Origin of the sequence: Polystyrenella longa, assembly GCF_007750395.1 — a bacterium.
Lineage (GTDB): Bacteria > Planctomycetota > Planctomycetia > Planctomycetales > Planctomycetaceae > Polystyrenella > Polystyrenella longa.
In genome coordinates, this window is sequence record NZ_CP036281.1 from 3,735,377 (window position 1) to 3,761,068 (window position 25,692).

The following is a 25,692-nucleotide window of genomic DNA, read 5'->3' on the forward strand; positions in this document are numbered from 1 at the left end:
GAAGAACGAAGTTACAAAAAATGAATTGGCATTTATTAAGTTACTTGTCAGGATTTACGTAACAGAAAACAAAGCAAACAAAGTAGAGGGGATTGAATATCAGTCATCCAGGACTTTGGCCAGAAGTCGCCTCAAGCATTCCACCTGAAAGACGATAATCAAACTTCCGCGAATATCCCGACTGGCAATATTAAAGTTCGCATTAGCCACCAGTATGGTAAGCTCTTCACCAGCTTCTTCGGTCACGTTGTTCTGCATATAAGAGAGCAAATCGATCTGAGGTAGAAATTCCGGCAACGAATAATCCAAACCACACTCGAACAGATTCGAGACAGACCCGAGTACCGCGTTCAACACGATATTCCCAACTTCTTCCAGGATTCCTTCCAGGTCAAAGTCAAATTCGTCCGCCTCGTCTTCAACATCGCCCACGAAGTGTGCAAGGCTGAGAGCACTCTTGCTCGGAAACGAAAGCGACGCTTGACCGTTCAATCCACCTTGGAACTTCTGACAGATTAACGTCTGAGAGTCCGAATCGGTTTGATCCACATGCAGGGAAACGTCTCGGGGGCTACAGGCAACCACTCGAGGAACAGAAAGCTCGATCCACGAATCGGTGATTTCGCTGAGAGCAGCGGCAGCTCGGCCTGTTCCGATATTAATAATTTCGGCTAATGCATCGAGTTGTTCGACGGTTGTGTTCATGTTTGGTTCTCGATTCAAGATCGCGATAATTCGACTGGATGAGATGGACTTCAATCCGGCACGAAGGAGAGTAAAGGAGTTCCGAGTGGGTTAACAAACAGGTAAAGACAAGGCATCCTTTACAGCGGCGATTAAATCTTCCGGCTGCACTGGTTTATTCAGAAAGGCGGAAATACCGAGTCGGTCACATTCCGCTCGTGTCGTCTTCTGAATGTCGGCCGAAGCCATGATGACGGGAAACTCACTTGTTCGTTTACGAACTTCCGCCAGCAATTCGACTCCTGACATCTCCGGCATCAGATTGTCCGAAACCAGACAGGTCAGCTCTGTTTCCCGTTCAATAAATATCTTCAATGCTTCTTTTCCATCCCGAGCCTGAATCACTTCAAAACCATGGCTCACCAATGCTCTTACAATCATTTTCCGTGAAAGAGTTGAATCCTCTGCGACGAGTATGAATGGCATGTGTTTGCTCCGGAGTTATGAATTTCAAGAAAGGCAATGAATCGAACCCGCCCCGAAGGGTATCGATTACTCTGGCTGATCCAATGCGAATACAGAATTTTGGGAACGGGTTATTGTTTACTCCAAAAACATATGTTGCGTTTTAGCAACCGTCTTGAGGTCTTAACCTGCAAATTGGGTATTGAGCGCCAATAGGGCCCCCCTATTTCCGGCACAACCCGCACCACCTGAATTCAGACCTCAAATCGGCCGTCTTGCAAACGTTTCTAGAAAGAAACAGGCAGCCGCTATTGAGCGGCTTTATCCGTCTCCATAACGAAAAGAAACAGCCCCTTTTTCATCCTTAAAGGCGAGGGTTTCGACTATCAGTTCCGCAATAACGTTGCACTCAGGTGCGTCAGTTAATCGTCGTTGAGCGCATAAAAAAACGGACACCCGAGAGTGTCCGTTTTCATATTTGATGTTTAACCCAAGGGAGCTTATTCGCGGTAAAGCAATCGACCACAGGCGCGACAGAAGCGGATTTTACCCATATTGAGCTCAACCATGATATTGGGTTCCAGCATGGTGTAGCACTCGGAACAGGCATTGGACTCGACGGCTGCCAGAGCCGTATCCGAGTGAGCTGCGACCAAACGCTGGTATTGTGCCCGTTCAGAAACAGGAATACACGTTTCCGCCTCTTTTAGAGAAGAACGCAATTTGTCATTCTCTTCCTGTAGATCGGGGATCGTCGCTTCAAAGGTGGTCTTAAACTGGCCAAAGTCCGCTTTAGAGGCCTCTAGCTCTGTCTGCAGTTTTTCAATAGCCTTCGCTTGAGCGTCGATTCCATCCAGGCATTCGAGAATCTCGTCTTCAAGGACACTGTTCGCAACTTTGTCGGCCTCGATCTGCGACGTGATGATTTCGTATTCCCGATTCGATGAGGCTTCGTTCAGCTTCCTTTTGAGTGTATCGATTTTGGCTTCATTGGTCTTCAGCTGCAGTGTTTTTTGATCGCTCGTCATCTTGAGTTGTTTTTGCTTCTGACGGGCTGCTTCCAACTCGGTTTCTTTTTTGCTTACGATCTGCTCGCGAGCGGCGATACGTTTGGGGCCTGCTTCCAATTTCCCTTGTACGGCTTGAAGTCTTCGATGTAATTCGTGCAGATCTTTAAGGTCTGCTGCGGTCGTACTCATCCGTTATACTCTCCTGGGGAAGCGTTCAAGATCACTTGCAATACGTTCTACTATATCAAACATACATAAAAAAAGCCGGTCACAAGGACCGGCTGATCGAATCAATTTGAAATGTTGGCTGCCGCCAGGGTATCTAAAAACCCTTTTAGCTGCTTACTCCTGACAGGATGTTGCAGCTTGCGGACGGCTTTCGCCTCGATCTGGCGAACCCTCTCGCGGGTCACTTTGAAGATTCGTCCGACTTCTTCCAACGTGTAGGTATAGCCATCTCCCAAGCCGTAGCGGAGTTTGATGATTTCCCGTTCACGATAGGTGAGAGTCTTAAGGACGATATCAATTTTGTCCTTCAGCATCTCCTGGGTAGCGGCGTTGACAGGGCTGTCGCTGCCACTGTCTTCGATGAAATCACCGAAGTAGCTGTCTTCACTTTCTCCGACAGGCCGATCGAGACTGATCGGATGGCGGGAAATCTTCATAACACGACGAGTTTCTTCAAGACTGACTTCGGCAGCTTCGGAAGTCTCTTCGAGGGTTGGTTCCCGTCCGAGTTCCTGAACCAGCCGTTTACTTACTTTTCGCAGCTTGGACATCGTCTCGATCATATGAACCGGGATACGAATTGTCCGAGCCTGGTCCGCAATAGCGCGGGTGATCGCCTGACGAATCCACCAAGTGGCGTACGTCGAGAACTTATAGCCGCGGCGATATTCATATTTATCAACCGCACGCATCAGTCCCGTATTCCCTTCTTGAATCAGGTCGAGGAAGCTCAGGCCACGGTTACGGTATTTCTTGGCAATCGAAACCACCAGTCGCAGGTTACCACCGGAAAGGTCTCGCATCGCCTGTTCGTAGGCGAAGAACCGCTCCTGAGTTTCCTGAACACGGGTTTTCAATGATTGAGGAGTCTCCAGCGTCATGATCATCAGGTCATGCAATTCACGCTGCAGGTTGGCTCTTTCGTCTTTGGCTGTTTTCAATCGTTGCAGGTTTTTAATCTGCGATTCCAGCTCAAGCATACGAATGGAAATCTGCTCCAAACGTCGCATGCTAGGCTGCAAACGCTGTGTTCGCAGGCTGAGTTCTTCAACGAGGGTGACCATCTTACGACGACGGAACATCAAGCGGTTTTCGGCGGCGCGGCGTTCTTTGTCGCTCGCCTCTTCCGAAATCATAGTCTCGAAGTCTTTAATGTTCTGCTCACGCAGCGGACGAAGTGTTCCCAGGTTATGCGGCATCCGCCCCAGGATCTGGTCTTTCTCGAGTGACTCGGTCATCGAAATTTTGATGGTACGGTCAAACGGAAGTTCAGATGCGTCGACTTTCGTAAGAATGCCGATCGCTTCGCCCATGACGTAATCGCCTGAGATGAGGAAACGTCGGAACAATTTCCGCGTTAACTCAATCTGTTTGGCCAGATTGATTTCTTCCTCACGTGTCAGCAGAGGAATCTCACCCATCTGGGTCAGATACATCCGCACGGGGTCGTCAATGCGACGCGATTTGTCTTCGGTCGACATCTCCCGAACACGGGGTTTACGTTTTTTGGAACCATCGGCAGGTTCAACTGGTGCGTCATCCTTGACCAGAGGAAGATCGAGCTCTTCCAGCGACATGACCAGGTGATCGAGCTTTTGAGGATTGTCCGCTTCATCAGGCAGGTATCCACTTGCCTCATGATAGGTAACAAATCCTTGCTCTCTACCTTTTTCAATTAGTGATTTCAGTTCTTGATCTAAGCGATGCACTCGCGTTTCCTCCCGGTTCAGGTCAAGTATTGTCGGTGGCTCGTTGTCGGTGGAAGTTAGCCGCTTTTTGCAACAACTCAATAGCCGTTACATCCAGCGTTGATCCGACAGAAGTCTCCGCAGTCAAGGAGACCATCTGCTTTTTAATTTCTGACAAGGCATCACGTTCCTGAAGGCGTCGTTTTATTAATCTGACTGCCTGATGCAGAAAACGGGAGACTGTTTCGCCCTCAATTTCGATGCTCGACTCCCGAATCCTCGAAGAGATATCGAGTTTGCGTGAGAGTTCATCAATGAGGCCGATAAAATTCTTCGATGGTGTATCTTCTACAGTTGCCATCAATCGATTGACTGTCGGCAACTGGTCTTGTTCGTATAAGTCGAAACAGAGTTGCAACAAGGATGCCAAATCTTGGTTTTCCAGAACTTCTGGAGAAATCTGCTGGCTCACCCAAAACGTTGTTTCTGGTTCTTCCAGAATACATTGAAGCAATTCGCATTCCGGATTGGAGACTAATTCGTTTTCAGTCCACATTTTCTGTACAAGTGTCGACTTCACTTCCGCTGGTACTGATGTTTCAGAATGGGCCGAATGAATTTGGTTTTGCCGGGCTGCATTCCGCCGCTGTTGCTGAATTCGCTGATGGCCGAGTTCCTGACGTTTCTCCACAAGCTTCTGGCGGAGTACTGATTCATTCACAGAGAGTCGCTGGGACAGGCGGTTTAAGATCAGGTCTTCTTTTAATGTACCCTTAATATTGCTGCTCAAGCGAATTAGATCGAGCATTTCGTCCAGGGACTTCTCTCGACCGTGCAGAGTATCGCTATTTCGTTCGCGACAAATCTGATATTTGTACTCAAGTGCCTCAGGGGCATTATCCAGCAGGTTTTGCAGGCTCTCAGGCCCGTTTTCCTCTATGTATTCAGCAGGATCCTGCCCTTCCGGCAGAATCAGAATTCGTAAGTCCACGTCGTGAGACAGGAACTGAGAGATCGAACGCTCGGTGGCGTTTCGGCCGGCGTCATCGCCGTCGTACACCAGTACCATTTTCTTGCGAGCGAATCTTCTGAGAAGTTTCACATGCGGTTCCGTCAAAGCGACGCCCAAGGTGCCCACCACATTACAGATTCCATACTGATGAAGCGTAATGGCGTCGGTGTACCCTTCGACGACCACGGCAACTTCCGATTTTCGAATCGCTTCTTTGGCGACATGGAAGCCGTAAAGAAGTTCGCTTTTGGAAAAAATCTCGCTGTCAGCACTGTTCAGATATTTCGGTTGGCCTTCATTTGCCAAACCGGGCAAAATTCTTCCACCGAAGGCGACTGGATCCCCTTTGTCGTTGCGAATCGGAAACATGACACGTTGCCGAAAATCATCATAGTAGCCTTCGCCCTCATTCCGCTGACGGGCGAGGCGAGCCTCAAAAAGCTGTTTTGGGCTGAATTTGTTCTGGGCACGACCAATCAGCCAATCCCAACCACCGGGATGATACCCCATGCGGAATTGGAGGATGGTTTCGTCGGTAAAACCGCGATCTTCATACAGGTACCGGCGTGCCGCCTCGGCCTGCGGACTATCCATCAGGAACTGATGGAACTCGTTTTCCGCCCAGCGAACGACTTCGATCAAGCTCGCCTTTTGGTTTTTCTTTTCGGGCGAAAAACGCCCCATCGTCTTCGGACGTTCCAGGTTGGCTCGATCTGCCAGTTTGTCGAGTGCTTCGACAAACTCGAGGCTGTCGATTTTCATCAGGAACGAAAAGCAGTCGCCCCCTTCCTGACAGGCCCAGCATTTATAGGTCTGACGTTCAGTCGAGACGTTCATAGAAGGTTTATGATCGTCGTGAAACGGGCAAATGCCTTCGTACTCGCGACCGCCCCGCTTTGGCGTCAAGGTGACATATTCAGATATCAGGTTGACGATGTCAGTTTGGGCTCGAACGGTCTCTTTGAAATCATTGGGAAATTCAGTTGACACCCGCGACCCCTTGAGACTTGTGACCCTGAGCAGTTCGTTCCCAATCAAGTCAGTTTACCCAGTAACTGAAATGACGCGTCCCCTCACATTGAAAGGACTGTGATTGGTTCGGTGATGCTTGCTCTGCGCCGAACATTACAATTTTACATACTGTTGACCTCGCGTCAAGCAATCGCTTTTTTTCCGGGCCATTTGGAGGACATCATAAATCAATTGCCTGCAAGACATTAATTCATCTCCTGATCGTTAAGGTAGTCTGTTTAAGGAATAATTTACCCGATCTTCTAAATCGGAAAGTCGTGACAAACTCCCCCGGATACCGCAACTTCTAATTTATGGCGTTTTTTTAGACAGCAACATTCAGTTGGCAAACAATTTCGGTTGCCCTCTGCTGATAGAATTTACAAAATGTGCAAACTTTGCAAGACTCAGGTCGTCAGCTGGTGAACCTGCAACTAACTCGGTTTGTCTCTGCTACTTCATACCCAGCTCTGTCGCAGACCGGTTTCGTCCTCTGCTCCCGGTCCCGTTTTCTATTCGGAGTCAGTCCCATTACCACCACTTCCACCGACGTCGCCTATCAGGCCCCCATTTCTCCTGACACCACAACTACCTATGGTGTCGACCAGGTGCTGACGAGTTGTCCCGAGAGCAATACCCTGCTTGATATCTGCTACGATTGGGATCGTGTCCCCGTTCCCTCGTCTCTGAAAGAGTTTGAAAAACGGTGGAGCAACCGACACACGCCGATCGACTACAGCGGTGTGTGGCGATTCCGCGAGCTTTTCCCATTCGCACCGGAGGAGAAAATCGTCACGATCGGCGAAGGCCAGACCAAGTTGCAACAGGCCAACGTCGCCGCCAAATTCGCTGGCATCAATGCGGGAAATCTTTATCTGCAGTACGAAGGCCTGAACCCGTCCGGTAGTTTTAAAGACAACGGCATGACCGCCGCCTCCACTCATGCGAACATGGTGGGAGCTAAAGTAACAGCCTGTGCTTCCACCGGGAACACCAGCGCTTCCCTGGCCATTTACGCGTCCGTCACGGGCTTGTTCCGATGTGTCGTCTTCATTGGAAGTGGCAAAATTGCTTATGGAAAACTTTCCCAGGCGCTCGACTACGGTGCCGCCACGATTCAAATCGAAGGCGACTTCGACGACGCCCTGCTCCGCGTTCGTGAAGTGTGCGAACAAGAGAATATCTATCTTTGCAACAGCGTGAATCCATTCCGATTGGAAGGCCAAAAGAGCATCATGTACCGCGTGCTCGAATCGCTCCAGTGGGAAATTCCTGACTGGATCGTCGTCCCCGGCGGCAACCTCGGCAACAGCAGCGCCTTCGGCAAGGCGTTTATGGAACTCAAACAACTCGGTTTGATCGACCGCATTCCGCGTCTGGCGGTCATCAATGCTCAAGGAGCGAATACGCTCTATCAGCTTTATGAAGAAGGTGGGCTTCGCTGGAACGATGGCCGACCTGACGTCGTGAAGAGTGACACCTTCTACACTGACATGGATGAACAGAACCGTCGCGCCTCTACTCTAGCGAGTGCCATCGAAATCAATCGCCCGGTGAACCTGATGAAATGTCTCCGCGCTCTCGATGTTTGCGACGGTGTCGTCCGCGAAGTCAACGACGAACAAATCCTCGACGCCAAAGCGACAGTCGGTGCGGGTGGCCTGGGCTGCGAACCTGCTTCGGGAGCCAGCCTCGCCGGAGCCAAACTGCTCCGCGAAGAAGGAGTCATCGCCCCCAGCGACCGCGTCGTCTGCATTCTCACCGGCCATCAACTGAAGGACCCCACCGCGACCGTCGGATATCACACCTTCAATGCTAAGGACAAAGAGAACGCCTTAGTAAAACGAGGCATCACCCAAGCTCAATTCACCAACCGCCCCACTCCAGTCCCCAACGACCTGGAAGAGATCCTGAAAGTGGTCCGCGGGCTGTAGGTTACTATAGCGGGGAGTTCCAACCAAAAGAGTGGCCCAGACGATCTCGCCAGAGTCGTCTGGGTTGCGAAGCAACACTAAGCGTTAATTGTGTACATAGGTGAATCGGTCGAGGAACCAATACACCTCGAGATGCACACTTATTGACGGTTGCTCTCTGACCTCAAAATGTGTGTGTGTGATCACGAGTTTTCGAACCGTCCACTTTTCCAGCGTCACCCATGGAGGGCTGCTATGTTTCGTCTATCTCTTATCGTGGTCACTTGTTTTTGCGTTTGCCTACAATTGACCGCGGCAGAAAAGCCGAAAACGATTGAGACGGAAATCGCCCTCTTGGAGATGACTCTTTCGGCGGAAGACGCGGAGAGGATCACCGAGAAACAGCCAACGCTTGCTGATCCCAAAGCATGGCTCACCTGGGCGGAAAAGCAGAAAGTGTTGAAAACCGTCTATCGAGTGACCATCAGAGCGATGCAGGATCAACCGACCAGCGTCCATATTGCCACCCCCGTATCCGATGACCTTCCCAAGGAACTCGACGAGTTGAAGGCTGGATTTTCGGTCGATCTGAAGTCGAAAATCAAACCCGAAGGCATCGTTTCAGTAATTAATGCTCAGAACCTCGTCGTTGGTGAATGGAAAAAGGCAGAACTGGCACCGCGGCTGAACGCATTCGGGATCAATACAGTAGTAATTGCTAAAGACGGCGAAAGAATCCTGCTTGCTGGTCCCCATTTACAAATCGGCCAACTCAAGCAAGGGGACCTGGTCGTCACGTTGAAACCACGTGTAAAATCTCAGCAATGAAGCAAGATTGGGAGAAGCCCATGCCCATCACCTTTGGTCATGTCGCACCGACGCTCTTTGTGAACGATGTTAATCGATCCCTGAGTTTTTGGCAGGACCAACTTGGATTCGAGGTCATCTACACCAATGGCGCACCTATCAGTTTCGCCATCATTCGCCGCGACGTGTCGGAGATTCATCTGGCTGTCAAACCTGATTTCGCCGGTACCAGCCACTGTCACATTATGGTAGTTGACATCGAACCACTCGCCGAACGATCTATGGCAAACGATGTGAAAATCACTCAACAATTGACCAAACAACCGTGGGGCTTGAGTGATATGATTATTGCAGATCCGGATGGCAATACACTGGAAATCGCGGGGCAGGTTGCCGCTTAGTACTAATCCTTAGATGGACTTATAAATTGGGAAGCTGGCGTCGTAGCGATTACGCCTTGAAGCTTTTCGATGGTAAGCGCAGTCCCGGATTTTACTGGTTTTATCGTAATAGCAACGGCCTGTATCGTACTTCCTGACGAGACAACATGAATCCCTTTTTTGCCAGTGGTGATCACCATCGGGTCTTCGCCCTTTTTCTCGAAAACAATCCTGGTACCGGTCATCTTCTTCCGGCTCTTTTCAAAGGTGATTTCGACCTCGTTTTCAGATTCTCCTTTATGGAACCTGAAAAACTGCGATCCATCTAAAGCGACTGGCGAATTATCGACTTTGATTTGCAAATCGTTTGCCAGTGAATCATCCGCAAGCACGGCCTCCGAGAATGCAAACATCACTAAGCTGAGCGAGAATAGACTGATTACAATTCGGTTCATGGTAGGATTCCTTCCCTGAGGACGATGGACCGCATCTGAAATCAATGCGGTAAGCGGTACTCCGATCTTCTATGGATGTGAGGAGCAAGTCAATAGATTTTTTAGCAGATCAATCGCTATAATAGGTCGACTAGGATTTAATGCACGGCACGGATGGACGCCGGCAGATTCACCAGCTTGAATGGTTTAGTCAGGTGAGAATTTTCTCACTCGTCCACTCGTCTCTGAATCCATTTTAAATATTTAACTACTTGGGTTACTCAGAGTAACTAAATAGAGCCAAAAGTTAGGGGGAGGGGGGAGAGAAATGCACAACTATACCTTTGAACTTGAAGAGTGGCTGAAGTGGCTCCCTCTCGAGATGTTTATTCGACGTGGACGATTTTCCGGTGAAATCATCACCGGCCCCTGCGATATCTGTAACAACGAACAACTCCGAAAAGTTCTCAACGATCAATACCGTTGGGGTTCAGGTTTTCCTTCGGATATTTTTATCTGGGCAGATGGAGAGCCGAAGGATCGTCACGTCACGAAGACAGGGGGATTGCCCTATCTTGTGGCAGGTGAGGAGTGGCCCGCGGATGCGGATGGGGCGCCGCTGCTGTTCATCGGGCAAGTTAATTTCGGAGATTCGAAAGATCTCACGGGTGAGCTACCAGGTGACATACTGCTCGTGTTCGCAGATCAGAAAGAACCGGGCTACTTCGAGGATCTTCGTTTCGAATGGCGAAACTACACGGCTGAAAAACTGATCACGCTTTTTGAAATCCCGACGCATCAATACGAATTTAAGCCAACTTATGGTTATCGCTGTCGAGTCCTGAATTTTCCAGACGCCGAAAGACTCTTCGACTCAAATTATCCGCTATACGACGGACATGAAGTCTGGAGTGACTTCGTTTTGCTAAAATATCAGGGAACTCAAATCGGAATCGCGCCATTTGGTATCCAACCGATTGATACCGAGAATCCCCCACCGGGACGGATGTTGTGTGTTCTCAGTTCTATTCAACCCACATCGGAAATTCAATATCCCTGGGTGAATCAATCCAGGGCGATTCCACTGTCTGTAGATTCGTGGGACGACTACCTCATGATTTCAGATATGGGATGTCTCTATATTTATATCGACGACGAGGGAGCCCTTCATTGGAGCGAGGACTCGTATTGAGGAAGAAAATGCAGGCCATCCCTGACCGGTTGCTCACTTGACCTGATGGCTAATTTCTACAGCTAATCGGGGGCCACTGCTGACTTGCTTAGTAGTGTGATTCCCAAGAGTGACAAGAAGTGCTTCATTCTCGCTACGACACAGCGATGCCTCATTAGTCGATGAATAATACTCGCCAGAACAATCGCAGAGCAGATGGCGTTGTTGAAGCACATGATAACAACATCTGAAATCACACGGCTGGACGAGCCAGCCGTGGCACCCACTTTTGAACACGATGTTTTAAACGTCTATCCGTTTTCGCATTATCAACGTCGCGAAAACAAAGCTCGGATTCTTTGCATCATCCCCTTTTTATCCGGACGTGGAAATGGAGGGACATAGTTCGTCAGAAATGCCTGTGCGTCTTGAATACCATTCAGCCGTTTTGGCGAATCATAAGCGTAGGAGAACTTATACTGGCCGGAAGAATCAATTTCTAAATGGCAGACTGTTCAAGGTGTGGGATCCGCTGTCGCTTCTCTTAATGATGACAGGAATAATTCAATGCATTCATCAGGGAATGCGAATTCTTGGCTCTCCCACTTGTGGCCAACTCTTTGGAATGAAATAGGCAGGCAGTCCTTTTTCAAGTCCTGATCTTGAACATCAACCTCAAGATTCACGACTGCCGCGTCCCAGTCTGTTTCGATAGCATTTGCAGTCGTCACAACAATGCGATTCTGCAGGTCGATCATTTCTACCGGATTCATTGTGCGGTTCTTTCGTTGGAAAGAGTCCGGGCCGAGCCTCAAACCTTCTCGTGGGCAATAATCTCTTCCCAGGTTTCGCGGCGGCGGATCAGATTGTACTCTTTTCCATCGACGAGGACTTCGGCAGCTCTTGGGCGGCTGTTGTAGTTGCTGCTCATGACGGTACCGTAGGCTCCAGCACTGAAGATGGAGAGCAGGTCGCCACGCTCGACGGGGGGGAGTGAGCGGTCTTTGGCAAAGTAGTCGCACGATTCGCAAACAGGGCCGACGACGTCCGCTTTTTCGCAGCCGTCATGCTCTTTCTCCCAGTTGCCCTGTGGATCGAGAGTCGATTTCACAGGCCAGACTCCATGGAAGCTGTCGTACATGGCGGGACGGACAAGGTCAGTCATGCCGCCGTCTTGAATGATGAACAGCTTGCCCCCTTCGCGTTTAGTGAAGACAACCTGCGTTACCAGGATTCCACTGTTACCGGCGATGTAACGGCCCGGTTCCAGAGCGAGGCGGCATTTCGCCTCTTTGACACCGGGGACGATTACCTTGGCGTATTCGGAAGCGGGAAGACCTTCGTCATGTTTGTAGCTGATGCCAAAACCACCACCGAGATTAATCCAGTCGATCTCGTGACCCTCATTGCGATACTCGGCGACAACGTCGATCGCTTTCTTCACGGCTTGGGCATAAGGGTCCGTGGTCAGGATTGGGGAACCGAGGTGCATGTGGATTCCCTTGAGGGCCAGATGCGGATCGGCAAGGACTTTCTTCGCGAGCTCTGAGGCTCGTTCGATGTCCATGCCGAACTTGTTCCCTTTTTTCCCTGTCGTCGTTTTGCTATGTGTCTTGGCGTCGACGTCGGGATTGAGCCGTAGGGCAACGGGACCGATCACTCCCATGTCCGCCGCGATGGCCGAGATCGCGTCGAGTTCCGCTTCACTCTCGACGTCGAACATCAGGATATTGGATTCGAGGGCGAACCGGATTTCAGCATCGGTTTTCCCTACCCCAGCGAATACGACACGGGTTGTATCGCCACCCGCTTCACGTACCCGGTATAGCTCTCCGCCAGAGACAACATCGAAGCTGCTCCCGGCGTCGTTCATGACTTTCAAGAGGCTTAGGTTACCGTTGGCTTTTACCGAGTAGCAGATAACCGGTTCGACTTCGGCGAAGGCAGTCTGGATATCATTCAACTTTTCCAGCAATGTCTTCTTGGAATAGACATACAGTGGCGTGCCGAATTCTTCGACCAGTTGAGCGACAGGGACGTCTTCGCAATAAAGTTCATCGTTCTGGTATTGGAAATGACTCATGAATACGATCCGGAAATAAAACAAGCTTAAACAGGGAAAGCTATGATAATAAGGGTGTCACAACTGGCTCGTCCAGCAGTGAGAGTATAGAGGGCAGAAACAAGTGCTTCATCATCGTAGTAACTCCACGATTGCTCTAAAGGAACCAATCAACCTTCACTGAGGAGTCGCGGTGTTACATCGGTAGAGAAACGTTCGAAGTTTTCGCTGTGATCGTCACGGTTGGATAAGCCATGCGTGGCCCCCGAAGTCAATCATTCCACAGACTTCGGGGGAGACTCACTACTACAAATTTTCAGAGAGCAGTTCCGCAATCTGGACGGCGTTGGTCGCGGCACCTTTACGCAGGTTGTCGCTCACACACCAGAAACTCAAACCATTATCACAGCTGATGTCCTTGCGAATGCGTCCGACAAAAACCTCGTCCGAACCATCGCAGGTCGAGGGGAGTGGGTACTCCCCATTTTTAAGATTGTCCATAACGGTGATTCCGGGGAATGCAGCGAAAAGTTCGCGAGCTTTTTCCGGAGAGATCGGAGATTCTGTTTCGACTGTAATCGTTTCGCTGTGACAGTTGGCGACAGGAATACGGACACAGGTAGTGCTCACTTTGAGGTTAGGCAGCCCCATGATTTTGCGAGTCTCGTAGACCATCTTCAGCTCTTCGCTGGTGTAGCCATCTTCTTTTTCACTACCGATTTGAGGAATGGCGTTGAAAGCGATTGGATGAGAGAAGGCTTTATATTCGTAAGATTCATTGTTCAGGAATGCCTGGCTTCCCTGATGCAGATCCGCCGTACCCTGTACACCGGCGCCGCTGGTTGCTTGGTAAGTACTGCAGATCACGCGGGTAATGGGGCTGAAATCGTGCAGTGGTTTAAGGGCCACTACCATCTGTGTGGTCGAGCAGTTGGGGCTGGCAATAATTCCTTTCGCGTTCAGGGCATCCTGCGGATTGATTTCAGGAATGACGAGGGCGACGTCCTCTTTCATCCGAAAGTAGCCTGATTCATCGATGACTTTGCAGCCTGCTTTGACGGCGGAGGGCAGGTATTCAGCGGCGATGTCGTCCGGAGTACTGGCGATGACCAGATCAACCCCTTCGAAGGCATCGTGCGTCAGTTCTTCGAATGTGTATTCTTCTCCGTTGAATGTCAGCTTCTGCCCTGCGGAACGGGCCGAGGCGAGGAACCGGAATTTCTTCGCGGTGAATTTACGCTCCTCAAGCAATTGACGAATAATCTGACCGACAGCACCAGAGGCACCGACTACAGCAACGGTATCAAACACAATGGGTCTCCTGAAACAGGAAATTGGGAATAGAAATCCAAATAAAAAGCAGAATCAGCTCGCTCAATCGAGTTAAAATCTCTCCGCTCGGGAGAGATTGAACGGTTACGCTCGCGGAACTCGTCCTCAACGATAGGAGAGAACGAGTATTAAGAGGTTCACCGCGAAAGGGGTTGCTGGGCCAACCGGGCAGCAGACAGCTCGCAAATATCGAGATAAGGCGATTCTAATCGCTGGAGCAAATCATCACTAATTCTGAACTCATCCTGATTTGCTCCAATTTCCGCACACTATAAGGGGAGAGGGCGGGGAGATTCAATCAGCCGGGCCAGATCACCCTGTTTTTTGACGGACAAAGCGGTATTCACCTGCCTCAATTTGTCAGATAGGCCATTTTTTCGTTGAGATTGTAAAATTCTCGCTTTTCTGGGTCGAGGAGAAACCGCGTGGTTGGGACCGTTCGACTCGGCTTGGTATACTCCCAGACGGAAGAACCTTCGATGCGTCTGTCGTCGCAGTACGAGGGCTTTCCCGGCTTTGCTTTTCACTTTCATTTATATTTAGCTCCCGATTAAGTAATCCATGATTCCTGACAACTTACGTATTCTCATCGTTGGTCAAGGTGGCCGTGAACATGTGCTCGCCTGGAAAATGGCGCAGTCCCCCCACGTCAGCAAGATCTTTTGTGCACCGGGCAATGCAGGCACAGCCCAGGATGTGACGAATGTCGATATTTCGTCCTCCGACATCAAACGGCTGGTGAAGTTCGCCCAGGATGAGAAGATCGACTTGGCCGTCATCGGGCCCGAAGCCCCGCTCGTCGCCGGATTGGCCGACGAAATGCAAGCGGTTGGTGTTCGAGTATTTGGACCTAGCAAAGCAGCGGCTCAGCTCGAAGGAAGCAAAGCCTTCGCCAAAAAAATTATGAGACTGGCGAAAGTCCCCACGGCCGACTATCAGGCGTTTGATAATCTGGACGCGGCTTTGACGTACATCGAGGACCGGACCGAAATCAAGCTGGTTGTTAAAGCAGATGGGCTGGCGGCGGGTAAAGGAGTCGTGGTCTGCGATACGCAAGCCGAAGCTCTCGACGCTGTGAAGAGTATGCTGAGTGGCCGACAATTCGGTGCGGCTTCCGAGAAGATCATCATCGAAGAACGGTTAGAAGGTCAGGAAGTGAGCATCCTGGCGATTGTGGACGGAAACACGATCATTCCTCTGGAAACATCACAGGACCATAAAGCGGCTTATGATGGTGACACCGGACCAAACACGGGCGGCATGGGGGCTTATTCGCCCGCGCCAATCGTGACATCGGACATGATGGATGAAATCATTGAGAACATCCTGGTGCCCACTATTCACACGCTTCGCCGGCAGAAAGCCGAGTTCCGAGGTGTATTGTATGCCGGATTGATGATTACCAATCAGGGGCCCAAAGTTCTTGAATTCAACGTTCGCTTCGGCGACCCCGAAGCACAACCTGTCCTCATGCGTTTGAAAACAGACCTCGCCAAAGTTCTTTACCTCGCCGCAGAACAGCGTCTGGGTGAACTGGACGAACTTGAATGGGACGAACGCCCCTCGTTGTGTGTCGTCATGGCGTCTGAAGGTTACCCGGGCGACTACGAAAAAGGCAAAACAATCACCGGTCTCGCTGCCGCCGACGAAGTCGAAGGAGCCAAGGTTTTCCACGCTGGAACTGCTTTGCAGGGCGAAAAAGTCGTCAACGATGGAGGCCGTGTTCTGGGTGTCACCGCGATTGGCGCTGATCTCACCAACGCCAAACTCCGAGCTTATCAGGCCGTTAAACAGATTCGCTGGGAAGGCGCCTGGTGCCGCAAAGACATTTCGGACAAAGCCCGCAATTAGTGATTTGTAGTTCATAAAATTATTGAACGGGAAACTTAGAGAGCCAGGACAATGAATAAGGGCTGTCCGGGCATTGCAGACTTACAAAGTCCGGAAATGTGGAGCCGTGTTTGTAGAACTACGGTATCACTCTCCTCAAAAAACGACATGATTCTGTTCACCAATCATACTTGTCGTAAAGTGGCATGATTTTCGTCTGTTTCGTTGTATCTGCACCCGTTTTCAGGCTGAATCGGGCGTTTGGCCCGGCCCATCCCTTCCGCTAAGGATGTCATAAACGTAGATTGTGGGTTAATTCTCCCTCCGAACAGATTCAGGCCCACAGTGTCTCTATCTGTGTGGAACGGATGAATCTCGAAATACCCTATCACTGACTGAGTTACGACAAAGAATATAGATATGATTGCCAGCTGGGATTGGTTGACTGAATACGTTTCGCTCGACATGAGCCTCGACAATCTGACGGACCGACTCACAATTTCCGGATTGAATCTGGAAGGGATCGAAGAAGTCGGCGGAGAGACGGCGATTGACCTCGAAGTAACCAGCAACCGGGCCGATTGCCTCGGTCACATAGGTATCGCCCGGGAAGTCGCCTGCCTGTTTGATAAAAAGCTCACGATCCCTGCTGCAGAACCGACTGCAACGGGCGACGCCGTCGACGAAGTCACTTCGGTTACGATCGACTGCCCCGAACTTTGCCCTCGCTATGTCGCTCGCGTCATCAGAAACGTGAAAGTCGGCCCTAGCCCGGATTGGCTGCAAAAACGACTGGCAACTCTGGGTATCGCATCAATTAACAATGTTGTCGACATCACCAATTATGTCCTGATGGAGTGTGGCCAACCGCTACACGCTTTTGACTTCGACAAGCTGTCTGGCCAGAAAATCGTCGTCCGTAAAGCAACCAAAGGAGAAAAGATCACCGCCATCGATCAGCGCGAGTACGAACTCGACGCCGAGATGTGTGTGATCGCCGATGTAGATCGACCTGTAGCCATCGCTGGCGTGATGGGTGGACTCGACACGGAAATTTCCGCAGGTACAACCAACATCCTGATCGAAGTCGCCAACTTCACTCCGCTCACGGTTCGATCCACCGCTCGCAAACTGAGCTTACACAGCGATTCTTCATTCCGCTTCGAGCGCTATATCGACGTTCATCAAATGGATTGGGCGAGCCGCCGCTGCTGTGATTTGATTTTGCAGATCGCCGGTGGAGAATTACTCGAAGGTTCCATCGATGTCGGCGAACAACCAACAGAGAAAACGGAACAAGTCACACTCCGGTTCTCGCAAATCAAGCGGTTACTCGGAATCGATATTGATCCCAAAACCGCCGTTGAAATTCTGACCGTCCTCGGTTTGAAACAGGTGGGAAAGACTACCAAGACCGACGCGACCTTCATTGCCCCGACCTGGCGACGGGACCTGACCCGTGAAGTCGACCTGATTGAAGAAGTCGCCCGGATATATGGATACGACCAGATTCCGGAAGATCGATTCCTGCCAGTTCACCTGACGACTCCCACTGAAAAAGACCAGACTACTCGACAGCTTTATAAAGTCTTGAACGGCCTCGGATTTTCTGAAGCGTACACGGTCTCTTTTGTCAGTCGAGAAGATCACGAACTGTTTCAACCGTTTGGCGAATTAGAACCGCTGCATGTCGAGCATTCAACCCGCAAAAAAGAAAACCTGTTACGTCAAAGCTTAATCCCGTCGCTCCTGCGTAGCCGTCGTGAGAATGAACGTCATAATGTCTTCAATGCGGAACTGTTCGAGATCGCCAAAGTTTATGTAAAAGCCAAACCGGGTGCTCCGGAGCAGGAAGTCGAACCGATGCGGCTGAGCATGGTCAGCGGTCGTTCCTTCCTGGAATTAAAGGGAGCCATCGAAACGATTGCCAACCGAATTAATGACGGATTGGTAATGGAGGCAAAGCCTGCTGACATTGGTCAATTCGAACCTGGCCGGGGTGCAGAACTATCACTGGACGGAAAACCTTTCGGTTGGATCGGCGAAATCTCTCGCGATGTTCAGGATAAACTCAGTCTGCGGGACACCGTATGTGTCGCGGAACTCGATCTCGCGACGTTGATCGACATTCGTAAACAAATCAAACACGCAACTGAGTTGCCCCAATTCCCAAACATCACTCGCGACTTCAACTTTGTGATGAACGAGTCCGTCGAGTGGAACGATCTCGAAACAACCGTTCGTAGTGCAGGTGGAAAACTGCTCGAAAACATTCAGTACGGAGGCATGTTCCGCGGCAAGCAGTTGGGTGCCGACCTGAAGTCGTACCTGATGCATGTCAGCTTCCGTTCCTCCGAACGAACACTCACCAGCGAAGAAGTCGACGCAGCGCATGCTGATATCGTCGCTGCTTGCGAGAAGAAATTAAACGTAAACCTACGTTAGTTTTCAGGAACTTTTAACTGTGCTTGTCACCATTAATGGCGAAGAACGAACCATCGACGACGGATTAACACTGGCCGAGTTGATTGGTCAGCTTAAGATGAATCCAAAGTTCATTGCTGTCGAACGGAACCGGGAACTTGTTCCCCGGGCCGAACATTCTCAATGCATCCTGAAAGAAAATGATCAGCTGGAAATCGTCACGCTGGTCGGAGGGGGATAATAATAAATATGTCCACAGCAACCTTGAATGACAAACCCTTTAAACTCGGTACCCACACCCTCTCCTCTCGCCTGATTGTGGGAACGGGAAAGTATACGACATTCGACCTGATGCAGGAATCACTCGTAGCGAGCGGTTCGGAAGTCATCACCGTCGCAGTACGACGCGAGCGATTAATCGATGCCGAAGGCCGCAACCTGCTCGACTACATCGATTTGAATAAGTACACCATCCTGCCGAATACGGCGGGTTGTTTTAATGCCGATGATGCCATTCGAGTTGCCCGTTTGGGACGGGAGATTCTCGAAGGTCTGGAAAACCCCGGCGCCAACTGGGTAAAAATCGAAGTTCTCGGTGACAAACGGACGCTGCTACCCGACCCTATTGGAACACTGCAGGCGACAGAGCAACTCGTTAAAGATGGTTTTCAGGTTCTCTGCTACACGACCGACGACCCCATCACCGCACGACGTTTGAAAGATGCGGGAGCAACCTCGGTCATGCCAGCCGGTAGTCCGATTGGATCCGGTCAGGGAATCTTGAATCCAAACAACATCCGTATCTGCCTCGAATACCTCAAAGAGAATGACCCCGACTACCCCGTCATCGTCGATGCGGGTGTCGGTTGCGCTTCCGATGTCGCCATGGCAATGGAACTCGGATGCGATGGTGTCCTGCTCAACACAGGAATCGCCAGTGCCAACGACCCGGTCACCATGGCTCATGCCATGCGAAACGGTTGCCTAGCCGGTCGCCAGTCGTTCCTGTCCGGTCGCATCCCCAAGAAACTGTACGCAACCGCGTCCAGCCCCACCGAAGGGGTGATCTCGGGAAGCAAGTAACGCGGAAAGTCTGCTGTTCTCTTCAACATACAAATCAGGAAAACTCAACGAATGAGCAATCTAAAAGTCGCTGTCCATGGAGCGGCGGGACGAATGGGTCAACGGGTTACTGCAGTCACCCATGCTGATAAAGAAGCGAAAGTCGCCGCCGCGATCGAAGGAAAATCATCTCCGGCCCTCGGCAAAGATGCTGGTGAACTTGCCGGACTCGGAAAAATCGATGTCCCTGTAACGGTCGACATCCCCGAAGATGTTGAAGTCGTGATCGATTTCAGTGTACCCGAAGCACTCATCGAACTGGTGAAAGTCTGTCAGTCACGAAAACTTCCACTGGTCATTGCAACAACCGGCCTGTCGCCCGAGCAGAAACAAATCGTCGACAACGCAATTGCCGATATTCCTGTCGTCTGGGCGCCCAGTATGAGCCAGGCAGTCAATGTGACGATGGAACTGACGCGGCTTGCTTCTCGGTTTTTGAAAAACGTCCCTGAAGGGGTCGACGTTGAAATTATCGAACGCCACCATCGCTACAAAGAAGACGCTCCCAGTGGAACGGCCCTGCGGTTTGGCGAAATTGTCTCCTCCGAAATGGGACAGACTAATCATCAGCACGGTCGAGAAGGCCGTCCTGGTCTGCGACCGCGCGACGAAATCGGTTACCACGCTCTGCGAGTTGGCGACAATGTTGGCGAACACACGATCGTGTTCGGCATGCTGGGCGAGACGATTGAATTATCAGTCAAAGGAAGCACCCGCGACAGTTACGCCTACGGGGCCTTAGCCGCAGCAAAATTCGTCGTCAAACAGAAACCGGGTTTGTACTCCATGAATGACGTCCTCGGATTGTAGAACCAGTTTGCACTTCCGCTTCACAACCAGTATTCGACCAGATAACACGACAGGAAATAATGATGACGAGCCCTTTCGATCTCACTGGAAAAGTCGCCCTGATCACCGGTGGAAGTCGAGGGCTCGGAAAAGCAATGGCTCGCGGCCTGGCCATCGCCGGTGCGGACATCATCATCGCCAGTCGTGACGAGGACACACTGAAAAGATCGCTGGCAGAGATTATGAAGGGCACCCAAGTCCGCGGAAAATATCTCATTGCCGACATGACCAACCGCGAAAGTGTTCATGAACTCGGTCAGCAAGCGATAGCGGCAATGGGTCAGGTCGATATCCTCATCAACAACGCTGGAGGGAACGTCCCCGAAGAAGCAGATCAGATCCAGGATGAAAACTGGGACAAAATTGTCGAGCTTAATTTAAGTTCCTGTATGGCTCTCTCCCGTTCCGTTATACCCAATATGAAAGAGCGCAAATGGGGCCGTATCATTCATATCTCGTCGATTATGGGGATCGCTTCAAAACGAGGACGAAACGCTTACTCGGCCACCAAGTCGGCCCTGATGGGGCTGGCCAGAGCACAGGCATTGGAACTCGGCCCTTACGGCATCACTTCGAATTGCTTGGCTCCGGGACCATTTCTGACCGAGTTGCCCGCCTCCGTACTCTCTGATGAGGAAAAGGAACGCTTCTCGGATCGCACCGCTCTCAAAAGGTGGGGCCAACCTGAAGAACTCGCTGGCCCCGCCCTGCTCCTCGCTAGCAACGCCGGAAGTTACATCACCGGCGAAACACTGGTGGTCGATGGCGGAACGCTGATTAACACGTTTTAGGCTGGCATTTCCACTCAGACTGGTGAATAGAGCAGTCGTTATTAAGTGGATACAGAAGAACACACCTTGCCGACACGTCGGCTGAGGACTATTCTGAAGGAACGGTCCACTGGCTCCTCGCCCCCAGTCTCTTTTCAGTCGAAAGTCGCATGGATGATGAAACGTATCGAACGGCGTCCGCTGCAAATTTCCATTCTCAGGTACATTTGCACCGCCGCCTTGATCGCGATTTCCATACTGAATTCTCCCGCCAAGGCGCAAGAGACGAAAGATCCTCAGATCAAAGCGTCCGTGGGGAAAGCGCTCGATTACCTTGCCCGTGAACAACGGCGGCAAGGTTACTGGGAAGCCAATGGAGGCCAATATCGTGTCGCGATGACAGCGCTCGCGGGAATGGCACTGGCTGCGGAAGGTTCAACGCCATCGCGAGGCCGGTTTGCTCCACAGATTAAAGCGGCGGTGGAATACCTGGTTGATACCACGCGTCCCAATGGCTTGATCGGGTACAAAGACGATTACCACTACATGTACGGTCATGGGTTTTCCATGCTCTTTCTTTCTCAGATTTACGGAGAGGAAGAAGATGCCGAACGGCGCGAACAAATCCGGAAAGTCTTAACCCAGGCGGTTCAGTTCTGCGGCGAAGCCCAGACGACCAAGGGAGGCTGGGGATATGTTTCAGCCAAGGACGGAAACGATTTTGATGAAGGATCGACCTGCATCACTCAGGTTCAGGGACTTCGTGGATGTCGTAACGCCGGTATACCTGTTCCCAAAGAAATCATCGATCGGGCCATTCAGTACATTAAGGAATGCACCACGCCCGATGGAGGTGTCCAGTACAGTATCCGTGGCGGCGGAGCTCGCCCGGCAATTACGGCCGCCGCCGTCGCCTGCATGTTCAGTTCAGGCGAGCACGAATCCCCTTACGTGAAAAAGCTCCTCGGGTATTGCGAGAAAAATGTCTGGCCTGGTGTTTCCCGAACACAATATTACGGGCACTGGCATTACACTCATTACTACTACTCCCAAGTGGTCTACCGCATGGACGAGAAAGAGTGGCCGAAGTACAAAAAAGACATTGCCAGTGAAATTCTCGCGAAACAGGCCGCCACCGGTGCCTGGAACGAAGGGCACATAGGCCCTGTCTATACGACAGCAATTAACGCCACCTTGCTGCAGATCGATAACGGGTACCTGCCCATCTACCAGAAATAGACTTGGTTTTCTGCGCCGCATCCCCTTCGCTTGCTCTGCCTGCCTATTCGTAGCAGACCGAATTCTCATCTCGCCTCCCACCGCGGTCCCACCGATTCCGCTGAAAGAGTCGTTGGTCAGTTTGCATTCTTCACCGGGAAGTCTAAAATGGGAAAAGTTTTGACGGCAGCCTGTTTTCGTCCCCGCCGTCGGCCATCCTTGCTCTTCCCTCCGAAAGACATCCGTTGTGACAACCGAACTCGAATCGAAGGCGAGCGCCGCCCGAGAACAGCTTGATGCTCATACCCGCGAAATGGTCCAGTGGCACTTCAGCCCCGAAACGGGATCCCCGTTCTGGCTGGAAAAGGCGAAAACCTACGACTTCAACCCTCTGACTGACGTCAGCTGCTTCGACGATTTGAAGAAGTTCCCCTTGTTTGAAGATGACTGGCTACGCGGTGGCCCTGTCCGACGCTGGGTCCCCAAAGGGCTGGAAGGCAAACCGACCTACGTCTTCGAGACGGGTGGAACGACAGGTATCCCCAAGACCCGCGTCGTCATCGATGACTTTCGTATCGACTATGAAATGTTCAGCGACACCCTGCCAGACGAGTACTTTCCCGAAGGAGCCGACTGGCTGATGCTCGGACCTTCCGGCCCGCGTCGTCTGCGACTCGCCGTGGAACATCTGGCACAACATCGCGGAGGGATTTCCTTCTGCGTCGACCTCGACCCGCGCTGGGTGGTGAAACTGCTCAAAAAAGGCAAAGTCGAAGAGGTTAAACTTTACAGCGAACACGTGATCGATCAGGCCATGTCGCTGCTGTCTGCAGGACACGACATCAAGTGCATGTTCACGACCCCGAAACTGCTGGAAGCCCTTGCCATGCGTTTGCTGGATGAAGGCTCAAGTATTTCCGAAGCAGGAATCAAAGGGATTTTCTGTGGTGGTACCGAATTCACACCACAGTGGTACCGCTTCGCTCGTGAAGAATTACTGGGCGACGATGTCTACATCACCCCGACCTACGGGAACACGCTGATGGGCTTGGCTTGTGGCAAACCATTCACAGCGGAAGATAACTACAAAATCACCTACCATGCACCTCAACCTCGAGCTGCTGTCGAAGTGGTTGAATTTGACGATCACAAGAAACTCGTCAAGTACGGTGAAACAGGCCGCGTGAAACTGTACACGCTGACGAAAGAACTGTTCATCCCCGGTTTCCTGGAGCGAGATGAAGGTGAACGCGAAATGCCGCACGAGAAGTATCCGTGGGACGGCGTCAGCGGTGTGCGTCCTTATCACATCTTCGCCAAAACCACGACCGTCGGCGTCTATTAGAAGCGGTCCTGAATCCCTTTGATGGATCACATTGAACTTTTCTTTTTCAAGTTCAATAATGGCCACAACCGGGTTTCAGGATGGGTTTAATCACCGACGCCTTTCCTACCTTCAGCGAGTCTCTCCCTCTGTCATCGCTGTTGTCCTACCATCAACTCAACGCCCGCCGTTTATAAACAGGATCGTTCTATTAGAGGCTATTTCGAAACCCGGTTGTGGTTATTCTTGAAACTACAAGTGGTGCGTGAATGTTACCCATCAGAGGGTTTTGAAACTGCTTAGAGTGAACGGTCCCTGTGAAAGGATAGTCCTGTGTTAGAAATCCCTGTAATCCGTTGGGGCAAAAAATACGAAAGCATGGAAAAGTCCGAAGTCGTCCACTTCGAGACGGGTGAACCGATGGCACTGGTGCATCAGGCCAACGGTGGTCTGGTCAAAGTCGATATGCGAAAAGCCCAAGCGGCTCGTGATCGCCTTCGTGAGATTCCCATCGACGACCTGATTGCGATCTGCGAAAAAGCGGGCGACCTCTACCTGAATGCCGAACTCCCCATGGGAAATGGAACGCAGACCCCGGAAGAGTTTTGCAAAATCCAATCAGCCACCACCGGGCTTCCCGAGCACATGTGTGCGTCCAACATGAAGAAGAACGCGTTTGTTCTCAGTAACATGAGAGACATTCTCGATTCGATGACTCGCGGCCTCCCTTTCGACGTACTGACTAAAGGGTACGGCGAAGAAGACCGCGGCGTCACGCTCAGCTATCAGGCTTACTCGCCCGTGCTGGGGGCGGTGCTGCCAAGCAATAGCCCCGGCGTACACACACTCTGGCTCCCTGTCATCGCTTTGCAGGTGGGATTGGTGTTGAAACCAGGCTCGTCTGAGATTTGGACACCGTTCCGCATCTACGAAGCATTCGTCGCCGCTGGTCTGCCCGCAGAAGTATTCTCGATCTACCCCGGCCCCACCGACGTGGGAGCGGCCATTCTTGATACCTGTAAAAGGTCGATGATCTTCGGTGGCCAGCAAACGATTGACCTCTACGCCCACAACCCAAACGTGCAACCGCACGGTCCCGGGTTCAGTAAGATTCTTTTGGGCGATGACAAAGTCGACGATTGGGAAAAGTATGTCGACCTGATGGCTGATTCTATCTTTGCCAATGGTGGCCGTAGCTGTATTAATGCTTCCGGTGTCTGGGTCTCTCGACATGGAAAAGAGATCGCCGACGCGATTGCAAAGAAACTCGGCCCCGTCGCTCCTCTGCCCGCAACGGATCCCAAGTCTGCATTAGCGGCGTCGACACTGGAAGGAGCCGCACAGGCTATGAACAGTGCGATTGAGGATGGGCTCGCCAGTGGAGAAACGATCGATGCCACGGCTCCATACCGCGACGGAGATCGCCTCGTTGAGCAAGAGCGTTATTCTCACCTGCGTCCCACGGTCGTCTATTGCCCTTCTCCTGATGCTCCGCTGGCGAAGACGGAATACATGTTCCCTTTCGCATCAGTTGTCGAATGTCCGCAGGACAAGATGATCAAAGAAATGGGCACCACCCTCATCTGCACCGCCATTACAGAAGACGAGAAATGGTCGCAGCAGTTACTCGACGCCACCAACATCGACCGTCTCAACATCGGTGAAGTGAAAACAATGGCGATCAACTGGCTGCAACCCCACGAAGGAAACCTGATCGAATTTTTGTTCCGCAACCGGGCCTACCAGACCAGCCCCCCAGCAGCACATTGATTTTTTGCCCCATGTGGCACATTGATTGTCGTTTACAATTCTCGCACAGCTGGCCGCCGACTTGGCGGCCTTTTTTATTGATGTAATGGCAGATGGAGATTATTTTTAATCAGCGGGAAGAGCGAGGAGTCGTCAATAGAGTCACGTCGTAACGTGTGATTTTAGATCCTGTCCAGGATAAGTGTGGC

At 51.3% G+C, this 25,692-nt stretch carries 22 protein-coding genes; 13 read left to right on the forward strand and 9 right to left on the reverse strand.

The features are described 5' to 3' along the window. Positions 1-99: 99 nt before the first annotated feature. The 5 genes from Pla110_RS13840 to dnaG form a co-directional block, all read right to left on the reverse strand. Positions 100-705 carry a chemotaxis protein CheC gene (locus tag Pla110_RS13840; RefSeq protein ID WP_144996339.1) on the reverse strand — a complete coding sequence of 202 codons (606 nt, stop codon included), beginning with the start codon at positions 703-705 and terminating at the stop codon, positions 100-102. A gap of 90 nt (positions 706-795) precedes the next feature. After that, positions 796-1,170, reverse strand: coding sequence for a response regulator (locus tag Pla110_RS13845; protein WP_144996340.1), 375 nt, complete (start codon positions 1,168-1,170; stop codon positions 796-798). 479 nt (positions 1,171-1,649) lie between these two features. Further along, positions 1,650-2,348, reverse strand: coding sequence for a zinc ribbon domain-containing protein (locus tag Pla110_RS13850; RefSeq protein ID WP_144996341.1), 699 nt, complete (start codon positions 2,346-2,348; stop codon positions 1,650-1,652). A 101-nt stretch (positions 2,349-2,449) separates the two neighbouring features. Next, a complete protein-coding gene (gene rpoD / locus Pla110_RS23040) occupies positions 2,450-4,096 on the reverse strand; it encodes an RNA polymerase sigma factor RpoD (RefSeq protein ID WP_144996342.1) in 1,647 nt (548 codons plus the stop codon). 22 nt (positions 4,097-4,118) lie between these two features. Continuing rightward, positions 4,119-6,077 carry a DNA primase gene (gene dnaG / locus Pla110_RS13860; protein WP_197440197.1) on the reverse strand — a complete coding sequence of 653 codons (1,959 nt, stop codon included), beginning with the start codon at positions 6,075-6,077 and terminating at the stop codon, positions 4,119-4,121. A 551-nt stretch (positions 6,078-6,628) separates the two neighbouring features. On the opposite strand from dnaG, the gene thrC reads away from it, so the two are divergent. From thrC to Pla110_RS13875, 3 genes are all read left to right on the forward strand, one after another. Next, the gene (thrC, locus tag Pla110_RS13865) at positions 6,629-8,032 is read left to right on the forward strand and encodes a threonine synthase (RefSeq protein WP_144999713.1); all 1,404 of its coding nucleotides are present in this window, start codon (positions 6,629-6,631) and stop codon (positions 8,030-8,032) included. A 234-nt stretch (positions 8,033-8,266) separates the two neighbouring features. Further along, positions 8,267-8,839 (forward strand): hypothetical protein, encoded by a 573-nt coding sequence (locus Pla110_RS13870; RefSeq protein WP_144996344.1) that lies wholly within the window; start codon positions 8,267-8,269, stop codon positions 8,837-8,839. Positions 8,840-8,859: 20 nt separating this feature from the next. Continuing rightward, positions 8,860-9,219, forward strand: coding sequence for a VOC family protein (locus tag Pla110_RS13875; RefSeq protein WP_197440198.1), 360 nt, complete (start codon positions 8,860-8,862; stop codon positions 9,217-9,219). 2 nt (positions 9,220-9,221) lie between these two features. On the opposite strand, the gene Pla110_RS13880 is transcribed toward Pla110_RS13875, so the two are convergent. Next, positions 9,222-9,653 (reverse strand): hypothetical protein, encoded by a 432-nt coding sequence (locus Pla110_RS13880; RefSeq protein WP_144996346.1) that lies wholly within the window; start codon positions 9,651-9,653, stop codon positions 9,222-9,224. A gap of 307 nt (positions 9,654-9,960) precedes the next feature. Between Pla110_RS13880 and Pla110_RS13885 the strand changes: the two genes are divergently transcribed. Then, positions 9,961-10,824 carry a DUF1963 domain-containing protein gene (locus Pla110_RS13885; RefSeq protein ID WP_144996347.1) on the forward strand — a complete coding sequence of 288 codons (864 nt, stop codon included), beginning with the start codon at positions 9,961-9,963 and terminating at the stop codon, positions 10,822-10,824. Between the two features lie 494 nt (positions 10,825-11,318). On the opposite strand, the gene Pla110_RS13890 is transcribed toward Pla110_RS13885, so the two are convergent. The 3 genes from Pla110_RS13890 to Pla110_RS13900 all read right to left on the reverse strand — a co-directional run bounded on the left by Pla110_RS13890 (position 11,319) and on the right by Pla110_RS13900 (position 14,176). Next, positions 11,319-11,576: a hypothetical protein gene (locus Pla110_RS13890; protein ID WP_144996348.1), complete on the reverse strand. Its 258-nt coding sequence runs from the start codon at positions 11,574-11,576 to the stop codon at positions 11,319-11,321. 38 nt (positions 11,577-11,614) lie between these two features. Further along, positions 11,615-12,886: a diaminopimelate decarboxylase gene (lysA, locus tag Pla110_RS13895; protein ID WP_144996349.1), complete on the reverse strand. Its 1,272-nt coding sequence runs from the start codon at positions 12,884-12,886 to the stop codon at positions 11,615-11,617. Between the two features lie 285 nt (positions 12,887-13,171). Beyond that, positions 13,172-14,176, reverse strand: coding sequence for an aspartate-semialdehyde dehydrogenase (locus tag Pla110_RS13900; protein ID WP_144996350.1), 1,005 nt, complete (start codon positions 14,174-14,176; stop codon positions 13,172-13,174). Positions 14,177-14,758: 582 nt separating this feature from the next. On the opposite strand from Pla110_RS13900, the gene purD reads away from it, so the two are divergent. The 9 genes from purD (at position 14,759) to Pla110_RS13945 (ending at position 25,504) form a co-directional block, all read left to right on the forward strand. After that, positions 14,759-16,048 carry a phosphoribosylamine--glycine ligase gene (gene purD / locus Pla110_RS13905; RefSeq protein WP_144996351.1) on the forward strand — a complete coding sequence of 430 codons (1,290 nt, stop codon included), beginning with the start codon at positions 14,759-14,761 and terminating at the stop codon, positions 16,046-16,048. Between the two features lie 399 nt (positions 16,049-16,447). Continuing rightward, on the forward strand, positions 16,448-18,472 hold the full coding sequence (gene pheT, locus Pla110_RS13910) for a phenylalanine--tRNA ligase subunit beta (protein ID WP_144996352.1): 2,025 nt from the start codon (positions 16,448-16,450) through the stop codon (positions 18,470-18,472). Between the two features lie 19 nt (positions 18,473-18,491). Further along, a complete protein-coding gene (gene thiS / locus Pla110_RS13915; RefSeq protein WP_144996353.1) occupies positions 18,492-18,692 on the forward strand; it encodes a sulfur carrier protein ThiS in 201 nt (66 codons plus the stop codon). Between the two features lie 8 nt (positions 18,693-18,700). Next, on the forward strand, positions 18,701-19,534 hold the full coding sequence (locus Pla110_RS13920; protein WP_144996354.1) for a thiazole synthase: 834 nt from the start codon (positions 18,701-18,703) through the stop codon (positions 19,532-19,534). Positions 19,535-19,585: 51 nt separating this feature from the next. After that, positions 19,586-20,383, forward strand: coding sequence for a 4-hydroxy-tetrahydrodipicolinate reductase (gene dapB / locus Pla110_RS13925; RefSeq protein ID WP_144996355.1), 798 nt, complete (start codon positions 19,586-19,588; stop codon positions 20,381-20,383). Between the two features lie 59 nt (positions 20,384-20,442). After that, entirely contained in the window at positions 20,443-21,213 is a 771-nt protein-coding gene (locus Pla110_RS13930) for an SDR family NAD(P)-dependent oxidoreductase (RefSeq protein ID WP_231742448.1), read from the forward strand. A 153-nt stretch (positions 21,214-21,366) separates the two neighbouring features. Next, positions 21,367-22,431, forward strand: a complete 1,065-nt coding sequence (locus tag Pla110_RS13935) for a prenyltransferase/squalene oxidase repeat-containing protein (RefSeq protein WP_231742450.1) — start codon at positions 21,367-21,369, stop codon at positions 22,429-22,431. A gap of 226 nt (positions 22,432-22,657) precedes the next feature. Continuing rightward, the gene (locus Pla110_RS13940) at positions 22,658-23,755 is read left to right on the forward strand and encodes a hypothetical protein (RefSeq protein WP_197440199.1); all 1,098 of its coding nucleotides are present in this window, start codon (positions 22,658-22,660) and stop codon (positions 23,753-23,755) included. 312 nt (positions 23,756-24,067) lie between these two features. Continuing rightward, the gene (locus tag Pla110_RS13945) at positions 24,068-25,504 is read left to right on the forward strand and encodes an aldehyde dehydrogenase family protein (protein WP_144996356.1); all 1,437 of its coding nucleotides are present in this window, start codon (positions 24,068-24,070) and stop codon (positions 25,502-25,504) included. Positions 25,505-25,692: the final 188 nt, after the last annotated feature.

Bases quoted from the DNA above. Each gene is read 5' to 3' on its own strand.
- Pla110_RS13840 (WP_144996339.1), bottom strand. From the start codon at position 705: ATGAACACAACCGTCGAACAACTCGATGCATTAGCCGAAATTATTAAT.
- Pla110_RS13845 (WP_144996340.1), bottom strand. From the start codon at position 1,170: ATGCCATTCATACTCGTCGCAGAGGATTCAACTCTTTCACGGAAAATG.
- Pla110_RS13850 (WP_144996341.1), bottom strand. From the start codon at position 2,348: ATGAGTACGACCGCAGCAGACCTTAAAGATCTGCACGAATTACATCGA.
- Pla110_RS13870 (WP_144996344.1), top strand. From the start codon at position 8,267: ATGTTTCGTCTATCTCTTATCGTGGTCACTTGTTTTTGCGTTTGCCTA.
- Pla110_RS13875 (WP_197440198.1), top strand. From the start codon at position 8,860: ATGCCCATCACCTTTGGTCATGTCGCACCGACGCTCTTTGTGAACGAT.
- Pla110_RS13880 (WP_144996346.1), bottom strand. From the start codon at position 9,653: ATGAACCGAATTGTAATCAGTCTATTCTCGCTCAGCTTAGTGATGTTT.
- Pla110_RS13885 (WP_144996347.1), top strand. From the start codon at position 9,961: ATGCACAACTATACCTTTGAACTTGAAGAGTGGCTGAAGTGGCTCCCT.
- Pla110_RS13890 (WP_144996348.1), bottom strand. From the start codon at position 11,576: ATGAATCCGGTAGAAATGATCGACCTGCAGAATCGCATTGTTGTGACG.
- lysA (WP_144996349.1), bottom strand. From the start codon at position 12,886: ATGAGTCATTTCCAATACCAGAACGATGAACTTTATTGCGAAGACGTC.
- purD (WP_144996351.1), top strand. From the start codon at position 14,759: ATGATTCCTGACAACTTACGTATTCTCATCGTTGGTCAAGGTGGCCGT.
- pheT (WP_144996352.1), top strand. From the start codon at position 16,448: ATGATTGCCAGCTGGGATTGGTTGACTGAATACGTTTCGCTCGACATG.
- Pla110_RS13920 (WP_144996354.1), top strand. From the start codon at position 18,701: ATGTCCACAGCAACCTTGAATGACAAACCCTTTAAACTCGGTACCCAC.
- dapB (WP_144996355.1), top strand. From the start codon at position 19,586: ATGAGCAATCTAAAAGTCGCTGTCCATGGAGCGGCGGGACGAATGGGT.
- Pla110_RS13930 (WP_231742448.1), top strand. From the start codon at position 20,443: ATGATGACGAGCCCTTTCGATCTCACTGGAAAAGTCGCCCTGATCACC.
- Pla110_RS13935 (WP_231742450.1), top strand. From the start codon at position 21,367: ATGATGAAACGTATCGAACGGCGTCCGCTGCAAATTTCCATTCTCAGG.